The 15,353-nt window shown below is 67.3% G+C and carries 12 protein-coding genes; 2 read left to right on the top strand and 10 right to left on the bottom strand.

Features of this window, described 5'->3' with window-relative positions; translation table 11 throughout:
• Positions 1-4: 4 nt before the first annotated feature.
• From ugpB to norR, 7 genes are all read right to left on the bottom strand, one after another.
• On the bottom strand, positions 5-1,357 hold the full coding sequence (gene ugpB / locus Q376_RS0110920) for a sn-glycerol-3-phosphate ABC transporter substrate-binding protein UgpB (RefSeq protein WP_052365142.1): 1,353 nt from the start codon (positions 1,355-1,357) through the stop codon (positions 5-7).
• Positions 1,358-1,550: 193 nt separating this feature from the next.
• Positions 1,551-2,258 carry a PqiC family protein gene (locus Q376_RS22325; RefSeq protein ID WP_052365141.1) on the bottom strand — a complete coding sequence of 236 codons (708 nt, stop codon included), beginning with the start codon at positions 2,256-2,258 and terminating at the stop codon, positions 1,551-1,553.
• The gene (pqiB, locus tag Q376_RS0110910; RefSeq protein ID WP_027350341.1) at positions 2,255-3,904 is read right to left on the bottom strand and encodes an intermembrane transport protein PqiB; all 1,650 of its coding nucleotides are present in this window, start codon (positions 3,902-3,904) and stop codon (positions 2,255-2,257) included. The genes Q376_RS22325 and pqiB overlap by 4 nt, the downstream gene beginning before the upstream one ends.
• Positions 3,901-5,253 (bottom strand): paraquat-inducible protein A, encoded by a 1,353-nt coding sequence (locus Q376_RS22320; protein ID WP_052365140.1) that lies wholly within the window; start codon positions 5,251-5,253, stop codon positions 3,901-3,903. Before Q376_RS22320 ends, pqiB begins: the two co-directional genes overlap by 4 nt.
• Positions 5,254-5,368: 115 nt before the next feature.
• Complete coding sequence (locus Q376_RS22315) at positions 5,369-7,135, bottom strand: ABC transporter ATP-binding protein (RefSeq protein WP_043447337.1); 1,767 nt, start codon at positions 7,133-7,135, stop codon at positions 5,369-5,371.
• Positions 7,132-8,889, bottom strand: coding sequence for an ABC transporter ATP-binding protein (locus Q376_RS22310; RefSeq protein ID WP_043447334.1), 1,758 nt, complete (start codon positions 8,887-8,889; stop codon positions 7,132-7,134). Before Q376_RS22310 ends, Q376_RS22315 begins: the two co-directional genes overlap by 4 nt.
• Positions 8,890-9,097: 208 nt before the next feature.
• Positions 9,098-10,672 (bottom strand): nitric oxide reductase transcriptional regulator NorR, encoded by a 1,575-nt coding sequence (gene norR, locus Q376_RS0110890; protein ID WP_052365139.1) that lies wholly within the window; start codon positions 10,670-10,672, stop codon positions 9,098-9,100.
• Positions 10,673-10,810: 138 nt separating this feature from the next.
• Between norR and Q376_RS0110885 the strand changes: the two genes are divergently transcribed.
• Positions 10,811-12,007, top strand: a complete 1,197-nt coding sequence (locus tag Q376_RS0110885; protein WP_027350339.1) for a globin domain-containing protein — start codon at positions 10,811-10,813, stop codon at positions 12,005-12,007.
• 32 nt (positions 12,008-12,039) lie between these two features.
• On the opposite strand, the gene Q376_RS0110880 is transcribed toward Q376_RS0110885, so the two are convergent.
• The 3 genes from Q376_RS0110880 to lplAB all read right to left on the bottom strand — a co-directional run bounded on the left by Q376_RS0110880 (position 12,040) and on the right by lplAB (position 14,400).
• The gene (locus Q376_RS0110880) at positions 12,040-12,426 is read right to left on the bottom strand and encodes an RcnB family protein (RefSeq protein ID WP_027350338.1); all 387 of its coding nucleotides are present in this window, start codon (positions 12,424-12,426) and stop codon (positions 12,040-12,042) included.
• A gap of 141 nt (positions 12,427-12,567) precedes the next feature.
• A complete protein-coding gene (locus tag Q376_RS0110875) occupies positions 12,568-13,245 on the bottom strand; it encodes a DUF2848 domain-containing protein (protein ID WP_027350337.1) in 678 nt (225 codons plus the stop codon).
• A 108-nt stretch (positions 13,246-13,353) separates the two neighbouring features.
• A complete protein-coding gene (lplAB, locus tag Q376_RS0110870; protein ID WP_027350336.1) occupies positions 13,354-14,400 on the bottom strand; it encodes a lipoate-protein ligase LplAB in 1,047 nt (348 codons plus the stop codon).
• Between the two features lie 220 nt (positions 14,401-14,620).
• Between lplAB and Q376_RS0110865 the strand changes: the two genes are divergently transcribed.
• On the top strand, positions 14,621-15,292 hold the full coding sequence (locus tag Q376_RS0110865; RefSeq protein ID WP_052365137.1) for an NUDIX hydrolase: 672 nt from the start codon (positions 14,621-14,623) through the stop codon (positions 15,290-15,292).
• Positions 15,293-15,353: the final 61 nt, after the last annotated feature.

Raw genomic sequence — 15,353 nt, 5'->3', positions numbered from 1 at the left:
GGGCTCAGCCGTTGGCGCGCTGGAAGCGCTCGAGCAGCTGGTTACCGCGGCGCACTGCGTTATCGAGCCCCTCCTGCACGGTCTGGGCGCCGCTGAATACGCGTTCGAGCTCCTCTTCGATCACATCGCGGACCTGGACCATGTTGCCGAGCCGCAGCCCGCGCGAATTGTCGCTCGGCTCGCTCGAGGTGAGCTGCTCGATCGCCGTGCCGGTTCCGGGGTGCTGCTCGTAGAAGCCGGATTCGCGGGTCAGCTCGTACGCGGCCTCGGTGATCGGCAGATAGCCGGAGAACTGGTGCCAGTCGGCCTGCACCTCGGGCGATGATAGGTAGTGGAAGAAGCTCGCCGCGGCAGCGTTCTCCTCCGCGCTCTTGCCCGCCATCACCCAAAGCGATGCGCCGCCGATGATGGTGTTGAGCGGCTGCTCGCGACCTTGGTGTTCGAGCGCGGTGGTGGACCACGGCAGCGGCGCCACCTCGAAGTCGAAGGCCTGGGCGTTGGCGCGGATCCCGGCCAGCGAGGCCGAGGAGGCGGTGATCATCGCGCATTGGCCGCTGTAGAACATCGGCATCGCATCGTCGACCCGTCCGCCGTAGCGGAATCGGCCGTCCTGCTGCCAGTCGACCAGGCGCTGGAGGTGGGCGGCGATTTCCGGGGTGTCGAATGCAAGCCGGGTATCCAGCCCAGCGAAGCCGTTGGCTTCGGTAGCGAACGGCAGGTCGTGTCGCGCAGCGTAGTTCTCGAGCTGGATCCACGAAGGCCAGGTGGTGGTGAGGCCGCAGCGCGCGGCACCCGAGTCGATCACTCGCTGGAGCGCATCGCCGAGCGCTTCCCAGGTACGCGGTACCTCATCGACCCCCGCCTGGTCGAGGATCGTGCGATTGACGTAGAGCACCGGCGTCGAGGAGTTGAACGGCATCGACAGCATCTGGCCATCGGCGCTCGAGTAGTAGCCGGTCACCGCGGGCAGGTAGGCGCTCGGATCGAAGGGCTGGTTCGACTGCTCCATCAGCTGGTAGACCGGCTCGGTGGCGCCACGGGCGGCCATCATCGTCGCCGTGCCGACCTCGAAGATCTGCACGATGGTCGGCGCCTGGCCTGCGCGGAAGGCGGCGATCGCCCCGGTCATGGTTTCACTGTAGTTGCCCCGGTAGGAGGGTTCGACCACGTAGTCCGGCTGACTTGCGTTGAAGTCGCGGGCGATCGCGTCGATCTTGTCCGCAAGCTCTCCGGTCATCGCATGCCAGAACTGGATTTCCGTCGCAGCCCAGGCAGGGGTGGTGCCGAGCAGGCAGACGGCGGTGACGAGCGGCAGCAGGTGACGGCGGGCAGATGTCGCTTTGGGTGCGGCGTGCATGGCGCTTCCTTGAACGTTCCGATGGATATCCCGAAGGAGCGCGATCCACCCTAATGAGCGTTGATTAAGGAAGCGTGACAGCTGGAGGCTTGAAGGGGGAAAGGAGGCACAGGCAAGGCACGCCGGGACTGCGCCACGGCGTGCCTTGCTATCGGTCTTTCTTGGTTAGTTCTGCTCGATCAGCTTTTCTCGCTCAGTCCTGCGAGCCCGGGGCCTGCCGGGCCGGCGGCTGCTGCGGTGGATACTCCATGCGCGGCTCGATCTCCCGGGTCACCGGCGAGTTGGGTGCGGATTGACGCATGATGGTGGTGGCGATCTGCTCGCCGGCGCTCTTCCAGCCGGCGCCCAGCGCCTCGACCAGCGCCGGATAGCCGTCGTCGGCGAGCGGCACGGTGAGCGCGAGGGGACGCTCGACCAGTAGCCGCTGCTGGTCGTCGTAGAGCTGGTAGCGGCCTTGGATCACGGCCTCTCCATCGTAGCGGCCCTGGAACTGGTCGAGTTCCACTTCGAGCCGCTGCTCGGCCTGGCCGCTGGCATTCGCCGGCAGCAGCTGATGGCCGGGCAGTCGATTGGCCAGCTGCTCGCGCAAGGACCGGGTCAGCTGCTCGGAGAGATCCCCGGCCCAGAGGTTGGCCTGGGCCTCGCTGTATTCCACCGGGCTCAGCTGGTAGACGATCCCGCTGCCGCGCAGGTAGGTCGAGAGCACCACCGGTGCTACCGACAGGCTCTGCGGCTCCGCCCGCGGCGGCAGCACGGCGGAAGGCGCGGGGGGCGGTGCGCTGTACTCCGGCAGGCTGTAGTAGCGCAGCGTAGTGGAATCGCCGCCGCAGCCGGCGAGCAGGGCGAGCAGGGCGATGCCTGCGCACGCGCGCAGCGAATGGGCGGAAAGCGGAGCGGTCATTGGCGTGCCCTCGGTTGCGGGTCGTCGATCTGGCCGCGGTTGAAGATCAGCGAATTGGGCTTGTCGCTGATCGTTCTCGCCGCGGGTTGCAGGCTGCGCAGCAGCTGGTCGAGCTGCTGGATCGTCGCGCGCAGGTCGCGATAGGCCGGAGCCTGCGGGTCGAAGCCCTGGAGCGTGTGCTCGATCGCTTGGAGCGACGACTGGACGTCGCTTGGCAGCGAGCGCATCGCCGGATCGTTGAGCAGCTGGTTCAGCCCTTCCGTGGTGGTGTTGAGCTGCTGGACCAGGGCATTGGAGCTGCCCAGGGTCGCGTTGAGGTTGGTGATGGTGTTCTCGATATCGAGCTGGTTGACCTTGTCGAGCAGCGCCGAGACTTTTCCGGTGACCTGGCCGAAGCCGCTCTGGGTGCTCGGGAACACCGGCTTGCCCTCGAAGTTCGCCACCTGCGTCGAACCGTCGTCAGCGCTGCCGACGAAGTCGAGGTCGATGTAGAGCGCACCGGTGACCAGGTTGGCGGTCGCCAGCGACGCACGCATGCCGTTGTTGATCATCCGCGCGAATACGCCGCGGGTGCGCTCGAGGTCCTCGGCAGTGACCACCGGCTGCAGCCGCTGCGGCTCGATCCGGATCAGTACCGGTATGCGGAAGCCGCTCAGGTGGTTGTCGGCCAGGCGGTTGATCCGCCACGGCAGCGCCTCGACCGTGCCTACCCGCACGCCGCGGTATTCGACCGGTGCGCCGGCGCTGAGTCCACGGATCGAGTCGTCGAGCAGCAGCACGTACTCGAGATACTGGTTGTAGCTGCCGAGGCTCGCCTGCTCTTCGTTGGAGAACAGGTCGAAGGCGGCGCCGTCTTCGACCGGCTCGCCAGGATCGACGCCTTCGGCGACGTCGAAGGTCACCCCGCCGCTGATCAGCGTCTCGAGGGAGCCGACGTTGAGGTTGACCCCCTCCGAGGTGATGTCGAAGTTGACGCCCGAAGTCACCCAGAAATGGGTATTGGCGGTCACCAGCGACGTATAGTTGCTGAAGATATAGAGGTCGTAATGGACGACGCGCTGCTCGGCGTCGAAGTTAGAAGCCTCCACCCTGCCGACGGTATAGCCCTGGAACACCACCGGGTCGCCGACGCTCAGCGCGTTGCCGTTTTTGCTGTCGAGACGAATGCGCAGGCCCGCTGCATCCGAGGGCGCGACCGGTGGCTGGTCGAGTACCTGGAACTCGTCTTTGTCTCCTTCTCCACTGGTATCCGGCTGCAGCTCGATGTAGGCGCCCGAGAGCACCGTGCCGAGCCCGCTGATGCCATCGCGGCCGATCCGCGGCTTGACCACCCAGAACTGGGCGTCGTCGCCGAGCAGGCGCGCGGCATCGGGGGTCATCCGCGCCTTCATCACCGCGTGGGAGGCATCGTCCGAGAGTTCCACCGACTCGACCTGCCCGACCTCCACGCTGCGGGCGCGAATCCTGGTGCCGGCCTCGATCCCATCGGCGTTCTGGATCGTCAGCGTGACCTCCGGCCCGCGCTGGGAGAGGGTATGGATCAGCATCCACAGCCCGATCAGTGCCGCGAGCAGCGGCACGAACCAGACCGGCGAGATGTAGTCGCTGAGACGTTTGATGCGCGCCTTGGGAGCGGAGTCGCTCATCGGGTGACTTCCTGTCCTGAGGATGGAGGGGCGGGCGACAGCCTGGCTGCCCGGGTAGCGACATGGCGCTGGCTGGTCTGCTGCGGGTCGACAGCATCCCACAACAGCCTGGGATCGAAGCACATCGCAGCGATCATGGTGACCACCACCACCAGGCCGAAAGCGACCACGCCATGGCCGGGAACGATGTTCATCAGATTACCGAGCTGGACCATCGCCGCGAGCACGGTGACGACGAAGACGTCGATCATCGACCAGCGGCCGATGAATTCGGTGAGGCGGTAGAGCTTCATCCGCGGACCGGGGCGGAAGGGCTCCGGCTTGCGGGTCTTCCGGCACAGCCACGTAAGTGCCATGACCTTCGCCACCGGCACCATGACGCTGGCGAAGAAGATCACCAGTGCCACCGGATAGTCCCCATGCGAGAGCAGCAGCAGCACGCCGCCGATGATCGTCTGCGGTTCGGGATGGCCGAACTGGGTGATGATCATCACCGGCAGCGCCATCGATGGGATGTAGAAAATGAACGAGGTGATCACCAGCGCCAGGGTGAGCTGGACGCTGCGCTTGGTGCGCGCGTGCAGCGCCTCGCCGCAGCGCCGGCAGCGCCCCTTGCCGTGTTCGTCGACCTGGCCTGGCTGGCCGCAGGCGTGGCAGCTGGTGAACCCCTGGGCCAGCGCGCCGCGGCCGGGTTCCGGTTCAGGGGTGAGGATCGGCCCGCACATCCGCTTGAACAGCCAATCGCGGTCGACGCTCTGGGTGGTGGTGAGCAGCAGCAGCGAGAAGATGCAGAACGCCCAGAACGCCGGACCGAAGCCGATCGTCGCGAGCGACATGATCTTCACCAGGCTGACCAGTACGCCGACGATGAAGATGTCGGCCATCACCCATGGCTGCATGCGCGAGAGGCTCCTGGCGATGTAGACCCCGCCGGGCGGACGATGGTCGAGTGCCAGGCTGACGTGCAGGTAGATCACCAGCATCAGGTAGACGAATGGCAGGGCCAGCACGCCGACCAGGAAGCAGAAGGAGAGGAACCCATAGCGCTGCTCGAGGGTGACGGTGATCGCATCGACCAGATGCATGCTCTGCTCGATGCCGGTCGAGGAGAACGAGATGAACGAGAAGCTCAGCGACAGCGCGAGCATGATCACCGCCGCGATCGCGTAGGCCAGGGTGTGGTCGATCGGCGTGAACATGCGAGTCGCCAGCCGATGACCACAGCGCGGGCAGCGCGAACGCTCGCCGGCGGAGAGCGGCGGTACGTCGCTGACGAGATCGCACTCGACGCAGATACGGATCCGCGAGCGGGAGGGCGCTTGATCATCGACGGTGAAGAGCGTGGTCATCCTTTCTCCGGTATGAAAGAGGGGCGCTCGTTTGCAAGAAACATACGATAACGTATGTTTGCAGGCGTTCCACTAGCCCGCGTTCAAAATGACCCAATTTTCGCCCGCTGGGGTCTCATCCGATCGCATCCGCGCCCTGCGCGGCAGAGCGCCACAGGGCGCGGTAGGCGCCTTCGGGACGCGCGAGCAGCTCCTCATGGGTACCGCGCTCCTCGATCCTGCCCTGATTCATCACCAGGATCTGGTCCGCCTCGCGGATCGTCGCCAGGCGATGGGCGACCACCACCAAGGTCACCCGGCCGCGCAGCAGGTCCAGCGCCTTCGACAGCTCCGATTCGGTGGCGCTGTCGACGCTGGCGGTGGCCTCGTCAAGCAGCAGCACGCGGGGCTGGCGCAGCAGCGCCCGGGCCAGCGCGAGTAGCTGGCGTTCACCCGAGGAGAGCGAAAGCCCTCGCTCGCCGAGCGGTGTATCCAACCCCTTGGGGAGGCGTTCGACCAGCGTCGCCAGGCGGGCATCGCGCAGCGCCTGCTCAAGGCGCTCCTCGCTGGCCTCGCCGCCGAGCAGCAGGTTGTCGCGCAGCGTGGTCGAGCGCAGGAACGGCTCTTGCGGTACCACCGCCACCGCTTCGCTGAGGGTGGCGCGGTCGATCTCCGCCAGCGGCCTGCCGTCGATGGTCACTCGGCCGGCGGTCGGGCGCTTCAAGCCACAGAGCAGGTCGAGCAGGGTCGACTTGCCGCTGCCGCTGCCGCTGCCGGTGGCGCCGACCACACCGATGAACGCGCCGGCGGGAATCATCGCGTCCAAGCCGTGCAGCGTGTCGCTCGCCGCGCCATCGTGGCGGAAGCGAACCCCTTCGAGCTCGATTCGCGCATCCCCGATCGGCGCCTTGTCCTCGCCGAGGCGCTCGAGCGGCCAATCGAGCACGTCGAGCAGCCGGGTTCCAGCGACGCTCGCCTGCTGGAACAGATTGAAGCGTTGCGAGATATCGATCAATGGTTCGGATACTCGTCCAAGATAGGTGATGAAGGCGTAGAGCACACCGATACCTATCGCATCGCCGCCGCTGTCGATATGGGTGATGCCATAGCCGAACAGCAGCGCCGCCAGCACCAGCATGCCGAGCAGATCGATCGCCGAGCGCAGCAGCAGCGAGCCGATCCGCACCATGCGCATCCTTGCGGTGTACTGGCGCTGGCCGATGGCATCGAAGCGCTCGAGAAAACGCTGGCCCTGGCGATAGGCCTGGATCACCGCGATCCCCTGCACCGCATCGACCAGCCGTGCGCTCTGTTCGGCGCGCAGCTGGCGGACCTTCATCGCCGCGGCCACCGAGAGCCGCTGGTAGGCCCAGATCGTCGCGATTCCCGCGGGGATCAGCAGGACAGCGATGGCGGTCAGCCGCGGGTCCATCAGCGTCATCGCGACCAGGATGCCGATCAGCAGCACCAGGTTCTGCAGCACCGAGGCGAGGAAGCCGACGTAGAGCTCGCGCAGCGCATCGGTATCGCTGGTCACCCGGCTGATCAGCTCACCGGTCGGCGTGGCGTCGAGCCGGCTCTGGGGCTGCTGCAGGAGATGGCGGAAGATCCGGCTGCGCAGCTCGCGCACCGCCTCGATCGCCAGCCGGGCGAAGCGCAGGGTCTGCAGGTAGCGCCCGAGCGCGGCGAGACACTGGCTCGAGATGTAGAGGATCACCAAGAGCGCCAGCGGGGCGATGGCGAAGTCGCCGGGCACCAGGTGCCGATCGATGTAGTACTGGGTCAGCCAGGGCCCGCAGACATCGAGCGCAGTGGCACCGACCAGCAGGGCGAAGGCGATCAGCAGCTGGCGCGGGCGATCGAGCAGTGGCTGCAGCAGCAGGGTACGCAGGCGTCGGTTCATCGCAGGCTCTCCTCCAGCGGATGACGCTCGCGGGCGGCGGCCTGCTCGCGCCAGAGCGCAGCGTAGAGGCCGTCGATGGAGAGCAGTTCGGCGTGGCTGCCGCGCTCGACCACCCGGCCCTGGTCGAGCACCAGGATCTGGTCGGCAGCGGCGACCGCCGACAGCCGGTGGCTGACGATCAGTCGCGTGCGCCGCCCTCGATCCTCGTTCAGCGTGGCCAGCAAGCGGCGCTCGGTGGCGTAGTCGACCGCTGAAAGGGTGTCGTCGAGCAGCAGGATCGGCGCGTCCTTGAGCAGCGCCCGCGCCAGCGCGACCCGCTGGCGCTGGCCACCCGAGAGCGTCACCCCGCGTTCGCCGATCGGTGTCTCGAGCCCCTGCGGCAGCGCGTTGAGGTCATGTTCGAACGCCGCGGCCGCGAGCGCGGCGTTAAGCGCCTGCTGGTCCGCGTCAGGACGCCCGAGACGCAGGTTGTCGGCGAGGCTGGCCGCGAACAGGAAGGCGTCCTGGGGCACGTAGGCGAAGGCGGTGCGCAGCGTATCCAGCCGGTAGGCCTCGATCGGCTCTCCGCCGAGGGTGATCCGCCCGTGTTCGAGCGGATACTGGCGCATCAGCAGCTTGAGCAGGGTGCTCTTGCCGCTGCCGGTGTGGCCGACCACGCCGACGGTCTGGCCCGGTGCGAGGCGCAGCGAGATTCCCTCGAGCGTGGGATGCGCATCCCCTGGATAGGCGAAGCGTTCGATCTCGACGCTGAGCTCGGTCGCGTCGACCCGGGTGATCTGCCCGTGGTCCGCGACCGCCTCGGTCTCGTCGAACACGTCGAACAGCCGCCGTGCTCCGGCCTCGCCGCGCTGGAGCAGGTTCAAGCACCAGCCGATCGCGAACATCGGCCAGATCAGCTGCACCAGGTAGAGGGTGAAGCTAGTCAAGCCGCCGAGGGTCAGCGCCCCCGCGTCGAGCCGCAGGCTTCCGACCACCAAGGTCAAGAGCGTCGCCGAGGCGAGGGCGATGAACACCACCGGCTCGTAGCGCGCCTCCATCCGCTGGACCTGGAAATCGGCCTCGGCGGTGGCGCGGGCGCGATGCTCGAAGTCCTCGATCTCCGCTTCGATCAAGGCATGGCTCTTCAGCGTGCGGATGCCGGAGAACGCCTCCTGGGTACGCTCGTTGAGCCTCGAGAAGCGCTCCAGGGCGACGCCGAAGCGGGCTTGCACCCGCTTGGCGATACGATAGAAACCCCACGCCATCAGCGGGAACGGCACGATCGCGACCAGGGTCAAGGGCGCGTCGATGCTGATCAGCATCATTCCCAGCACCAGCATCAGGGTCATCGCGCCGTCGACGCTCGACAGCACCCCTTCGCCCGCGGCGAACTCCACGGCGTCGATGTCCTGGGTCGCGCGGGCGAGCAGGTCGCCGCTGCTGCGGCGCTGGTAGAAGCCGGGGTCGAGGCGCAAAAGCTTGGCGTAGAACTGCGCGCGCAGCTCTACGCCCAGGCGGTAGGCGGTGCCGAACAGCAGCACCCGCCAAAGATAACGCAGTCCATACATCGAGACGCCGACCAAGAGCAGCGCCAGCACGCTATGGATCAGCCGGGTGCGGTCCATTTCGCCGGCGGCGAGCGCATCGACGATCCTGCCGACCCACCAGGGCAGCAGCAGGTTGAGAATCCCGACCGCGAGCAGGCAGAGCACTGCCAGCGCGTAGGTGCGACGATGACGATCGAAGAATTCACGCAGGATGCGCCACAGCGACATAACCGGTTTCCTGGCTTGGGTCTCGGGTCAAGCGCCATCGGGTTGGCCCGCTGGTGTGCGGGTCGCGACGGTCGGTGACCGGATGGTCCATTGAGATGGGGCCATAGGATAGAGGGATCGGCTGGGAAGCACACTGCCCGCCGGTGGATATTCGGCTTCGGTGGGTGCTTCGAGCGGGCGCGGCTATTTCAATTTTGTCCCGGTCGCTTCATTTCAGCCCCAGCCTCGTGGCCAGCCGATGCAGGTTGCTCTTGTCGATGCCGAGGCGGCGGGCGCATTCCGCCCAGTTGCCTTGGCTTTCGGCCAGCCCTAGCTCGATCAGGCCGCGCTGGTAGGCATCGACCCGGGTGCGCAGGTCGGCACCGGGCATATCCGACGCCGGCGCTGGTGGAACGACGATGGCGGAGGCGGGTGGCTCGCCTGCGCCGAGGCCGAGGTGGATGGGTTCGAGCGTAACGATCGAGCCGCGTTCGCCGCGAGCGCGCAGCGCCGCGCGACCGAGCACGTGCTCGAGCTCACGCACGTTGCCCGGCCAGGAGTGGCCGAGCAGCGCATCCGCGGCGGCGGGCGACAGGCGCAGATTGCGCAGCCCAAGGCGGACGCGGTTGTCCTCGAGATAGATACCGGCGAGCAGCAGCACATCGTCGCCGCGCTCGCGCAGCGCAGGCACGCTGATCGGGTAGGCGCCGAGGCGGTGGAACAGATCGGCGCGAAAGCGTCCGGCGGCTACCTCTGCGGCCAGGTCACGGTTGGTGGCGCAGATCACGCGCACATCGACACGCTGGACCCGCTCGGCGCCGACCGGTTGGATCTCGCCTTCCTGCAGCGCGCGCAGCAGCTTGGGCTGCAGCGCCAGTGGCAGCTCGCCGATCTCGTCGAGCAGCAGGGTCCCGCCGTCGGCCATGGTGAAGTGGCCGCGGTGGTCGCGCACCGCGCCGGAAAAGGCGCCGCGGGCGTGACCGAACAGTTCGCTTTCGATCAGCGACGGCGACAGCGCCGCGCAGTTGATCCGCACCATCGGCCTGGTGCTGCGCGGCGAGCGCTGGTGGATCAGGCGCGCCACGCGCTCCTTGCCGACCCCGGTCTCGCCCTCGACCAGCACCGCGAAGTCGGTCGCTGCCACCATCGTCAGCTCCTCGTCCAAGCGGGCGATCACGCGGCTGCGCCCGTCCAACCTCGGCTGTTCGCGCTCGCCGAGGGTATCGGTCAGCACCGCGTCCAGGCGCTCGCGGGTGCGGCCGAGCTCCTCGGCCAGGTGCAGGCCAGTGCCGAGCAACGCCGCGACCGCCTGCAGCTCGTCGTGGTCGATCCGATCGAGCTGGCCAGGGTTCAGGGCATCCAGGGTGAGCATGCCGATCAGCCGCTGGCCATCACGCAGCGCCACTCCCATGCAGTCGTGGACGTGCTCGAGCGCCTCCAGCGGTAGAGGCAGGTCTTCGCCGTTATCCTCGCCTCGGGGCGAGAGCAGTCCATCGAAGGGGTCGGGCAGCGGCTCGTCGGCGGCGAAGCGGTGTACGCCGTTCGCCGCCGCAATCCGCTCCAGACGAGGGTTGTCGTCGAGACCGTAATGGCGCCCGAGCACTTCGAGCGGCAGGCCGTGAATCGCCACCGGTCGCAGCATCCGGTCGTCGATCGCGACCATTAGCGTGGCCGCATCGCAGGCATAGCGGCGGATCACCGCCTCGAGCACCGTCTGCCAGGGCGGTGCGCTTCGCCGCTCGAAGGCCTGGAGCAGCGCAGCGAGGGCCGCATATAGCGGAGTCATTTGTACATCCAGGGTCATTTCGACTCCTGCCTGGCGAGGTCTAAATGACCCTCTGCGGAGAAAATATTCATGATTTTCAATTGATTGAAGATTGGCATGCGGCTTGCCAAGCAGCTGGATGAATGGCCACAGGGGCCAGCTTCCACGGAGATTCGCATGCCTACCCTCACCCAGGAAACCCTCATTTCCCAGACGGCCGCGTTGGTCGCCGAACATCTCGAGCGGATCACTGCGCGGTTCTATCCGCTGCTGTTCGCTCGCCACCCCGAGGTGGTGGCGATGTTCAACCCCGCCCACCAGCGTAGTGGAGCGCAGCCCCGTGCGCTGGCGCGGATGGTGCTCGAGTACGTCATCGCCCGGCAGGACCCTCGCTGCGCGGACGCGGTGATCGCCCCGGCGGTGCACAAGCATGTGTCGCTGTCGGTGCGGCCCGAGCATTACCCGCTGGTCGGTGACTGCCTGCTCGATGCGGTCGGCGAAGTGCTGGGCGAAGTGCTGGGCGAGCCGTTGGATGCGGAAGTCGCTGCGGCCTGGCGCGCGCTCTACGACGAGCTCGCCGAGCGGATGATCGGCGCCGAGCGTCGCCAGTACCAGGCACTCGCCGCAAGCAGTGGCGGATGGCAAGGGCTGCGGCCGTTCCAACTGGTCGCGCGGGTCGATGAGGCGGATGGAATCGCTTCGTTTCATCTGGCGCCCCGCGACGGCGGCGCGATCCTCGCCGGTGAGCCGGGGCAGTACCTTGGCGTGGTGGCTGAGATCGACGGGCAGCGCCATCCGCGCCAGTACAGCCTGACTTCCGACCGCGACGCGGCGCACTACCGGATCAGTGTGCGGCGCCACCCGCAGGGCGTGGTCAGCCGCTATCTACATGATCGACTCGAGATCGGCGACACCCTGCTGCTCTCCCCGCCTACCGGCCTGCTCACCCTCGACCAAGGCGATGGGCCGGTGGTGCTGATCAGCGCCGGTATCGGCCAGACACCGATGCTGGGCCTTGCCAAACGGGCGCTGGCGTTTGGTCGCCGGGTCGTCTATCTGCACGGCGCCCGGGATCCGCAGCACCATGCCTTCGCCGACGAGACCGCTGCTCTGGCGGGCCTTTGGCCGGAGCGTTTCACGCCGGTCACGCGCTACAGCCGGGGCGGTGATCCCGCGCTGCGGGGACGGATAGATGGTGCGCTGCTTGATTGCTATCTGCCGCCTAGAGAGGCTCTGCCGAGCTGCTATTTCGTCGGCCCGGCCGGCTTCATGGCCGAGATCGAGCGGCTGCTCGCCGAGCGGGGCGTTGCCGAGGATCGGCGCCGGCATGAGTGGTTCGGTGCGAGCCAGGGGATGGCGGCATCCCCTGGCTGACGTTTTCGGACTTCGGAGGAGGGAGTGGCTGGTCAGCGGCTGATGATCGAATAGATCACGCCGGTGGCGATCGCGGCGAGGACGAAGTCGCCGTTCACCTGTAGCCAGTGCTGGCCGCTCGGTGGCGGCGCCAGATTGCGCGAGCGCCAATCGTTGACCACGTAGTTGCCGCCGCGATACTGCTGCGGCACCGCCTGGCCACGCTGCCAATCCTGGTGAGGACTCGGCCCTTGGCGCTTCGCCTGGTTCTGCCCGCCCTGTCGTGACCCGCCCTGGCCGTGGCCACCATTCTTGCTCTGCCCCTGACCGCCCTGGGCCTGATGCTGGCCCTGGGAGTGGCCGTTCTGCTGCGCCATGGCGAGCGGCGAGGCGAGCAGCAGCGTACTGAGAAGCATCGCCAGCAATCGTTGATTACGCATGGGCACCTCTGCATGCCTTGAGTTCGGTGCTGATGATGATTCACCGGCGTGCAAGAAATGATCATCGATCGTGGCTTTTCGTCTGAATCGGTGAGGCCGTAGCATCGAGCGTTATCCCGCGCCCGATCAGCGTCGCTTAGCTCATGACGCCACCTCCAGCGCCTCGACCTGGTAGCGGTGGCGCAGCTCGCGGCCGAGCACCGGGTCGACCAGCGCAACCTCGAAGGCCTCGCCGTGGCCGAGCTCGCCGATCACCGGCTGAGTACCGCAGAACATCGCCCAGCCGGTCGGCAGCCGTTCACCGCCGGTGAGGCGCTGGATCAGGTCGCGAGGGTCGAGCAGGCTCGCCACTTCGCCATCCTGGTAGAGCTCGTCCGCGCCATCGCGGCTGCGCCAGCACTTGAGTTGCAGACGCTCCCAGTGTGGCGCGACCTCCTCGAAGCGCCAGAGCTCAAGGCCGATCGGTTTGGCGCAGAGCTGCTTGGAGACGGTGACGTCGTAGCTCTCCACCTTGCGGTCGGTGTGGTCCGAGCCGATGCCGAGCAGCAGGCCTTCGGGCGCCTGGATCAGCACCACCTCGGCCTCGCCGGAGGAGTTTCGCCCCGGCGTCTGCAGCCGTTGGTCGCTACTGAGCAGGCTGGCGGCGAGGCGGTAGAAGCACGGCACCTGGCTCGGGCGCGGTACGCCGAGCTCGGCAAGCTCGGCGATGTGTGCCTCGACCGCCGCCTGGTCGCGCCCGGCCCAGCCGGCGATCACCAGTTGATCGATGGCGACCTGGATCGGTCCGTGGCCGGTGAGTTCGAAAGAGAGAGTGGGCATGAAGGCTCCTGGTTGTCTTCAGTGGTTGTCGTTGTAGTTGGTCTTCATCGTCGATGGTCACCCGCACAGGGTTTCACCAATTCGAAGCCCATGGGGGCCCTGGCTCGCTCAAGGCACCCGGGCGAGCCAGGCGGGATCCTCGAACTTTTCCCTGGCCAGGCGTTCGGCGCGCTCGAGCTCAGCGGCGGTGAGCTCGCCGGGCTCGAGGCCTGCGCGGGCGGCGAAGGAGGCGGACATGCGACTGATGATCTCGTCGCGGGGCAGCCCGGTCTGGCTTTTGAGCGGGTCGACACGCTTGCCCGAGCTCTTGATCCCCTTGTCGGAGATCTTCTCCTTGCCGATCCGCAGCACCGCGAGCATCGCATCGACGTCGATGTCGTAGGCCATGGTCACATGGTGGAGCACCGCCCCGCGCAGGCGCTTTTGCGCAGCGCCTGCGATCTTGCCGGCGGGCGAGACGATGTCGTTGATCGGTACGTACCGGGCCTCGATGCCGAGCTCCTGGAGCGCATTGATCACCCAGTCGTCGAGGAAGGCGTAGCTGTCGACCAGGCTCAGCCCCTGGACCAGCGACTCCGGCACCACCAGCGACCAGGTGATGGTGTTGCCCGGCTCGACGAACATCGCGCCACCGCCGCTGATCCTGCGCATCACCGCGACGCCGCGCGCACGGGCGGCGTCGAGATCGACCTCGTTGGAGAGCGACTGGAAGCTGCCGATGATCACCGCCGGGCTGGCCCATTCCCACACCCTGAGCAGCGGACCGCGCCGGCCGGCGGCGACCTCCTCGGCGAGCACCTGGTCGAGCGCCATGTGCAGCGCGGGCGCCTCCGGGGCGCGGTGGATCAGGCTGAAGCGGTGATCGCGCCACTCGCTGGCCTGTGCCAGTGCACGGCGCACTACCACCCCGACCGCCTCGGGGGTCAGGCCGAGCAGGGTCGCGTCGGCCGGCAGCGCGGCCCTGACCCGCGCCGCCAGCGCCTCGATGTCGAGCCCGGCGGGGGCGCCCTCGAGCGCGGCATCGATCCGCTCCAGGAGGTCGTCGGGCTCGAGGAAGAAGTCCCCCGAGAGCCTTACGCCGCTCAGCCTGCCGTCGACTTCGTCCAAGTCGACCACCACCAGTTTGCCGCCCGGGACCTTGTATTCACCGTGCATGCCGCGCCTCTGTGCGAATTCGAGAATTGTTCTCGATCATAGCAGCACGGGCGGCGTAGCAGGTGACGCTACGATGGCCGGCGTAGGGTCCGAGGGGGCTTCTACTTTGGTCGTCCCACTGACGCTGATGGTTGGACAGCCGCTGCGTGGTGGGGATATGCTTTGTAAAAGAGTTAAGGTTTTTTTGACTTTAAGTCGATCGAGAATATTTGGAAATCCGATGACCGATCATCCGCAGATCGCCGTCTCGACGGTGATCTTCGCGCTGCGGGAAACCGACGACCAAGCGCTGCCGGCGCTATGGATGCCGCTGGTGCGCCGCATTCGCGCGCCGTTCGAGGGGCTCTGGGCGCTGCCGGGCGGGCCGCTGGGGATCGACGAGAGCCTGAGCGAGGCCGCGCGGCACAACCTCAAGGCGACCACCGGGCTTGCGCCGCGCTACCTCGAGCAGCTCTATGCCTTCGGCGATCCGGCGCGCTCCGGGGACCAACGGCTGGTCTCGATTGTCTATTGGGCGCTGGTCGGCAACGATGAGGCCAGCCGCAGCGAAGCGGACGACAACGTGCGCTGGTTCCCGGCCGATGCGCTGCCGGCGCTGGCCTTCGACCACCAGCTGATCGTCGACTACGCGCTGTGGCGGCTGCGCAACAAAGTCGAGTACGCGCAGATCGCCCACCGGCTGCTCGGGGAGACCTTCACCCTCGCCCAGCTGCGCAGCGTCTACGAGGCGATCCTGCAGCGCCCGCTCGATCCGGCCAACTTCCGCCGCCAGATGGCGGCCGCGAAGAGCCTGGCCGCCACCGGCGAAATGCAAAGCGGCGCCCGCCATCGTCCGCCGCGGCTCTATCGCTATGTCGAGGTACCGGGGACGACCCCGAACCCTTGGGCCTGAGGCCCGTTTTTCGCCGTTCCATCCGTGCGCCCGCAGGTCGTTGGTTCGCGCACCTCTACAG

It is taken from the genome of Halotalea alkalilenta DSM 17697 (assembly GCF_000621205.1).
GTDB lineage: Bacteria > Pseudomonadota > Gammaproteobacteria > Pseudomonadales > Halomonadaceae > Halotalea > Halotalea alkalilenta.
The sequence above is the reverse complement of the archived record's forward strand: the minus strand, read 5'-3'. Positions and strand labels throughout refer to the sequence as shown.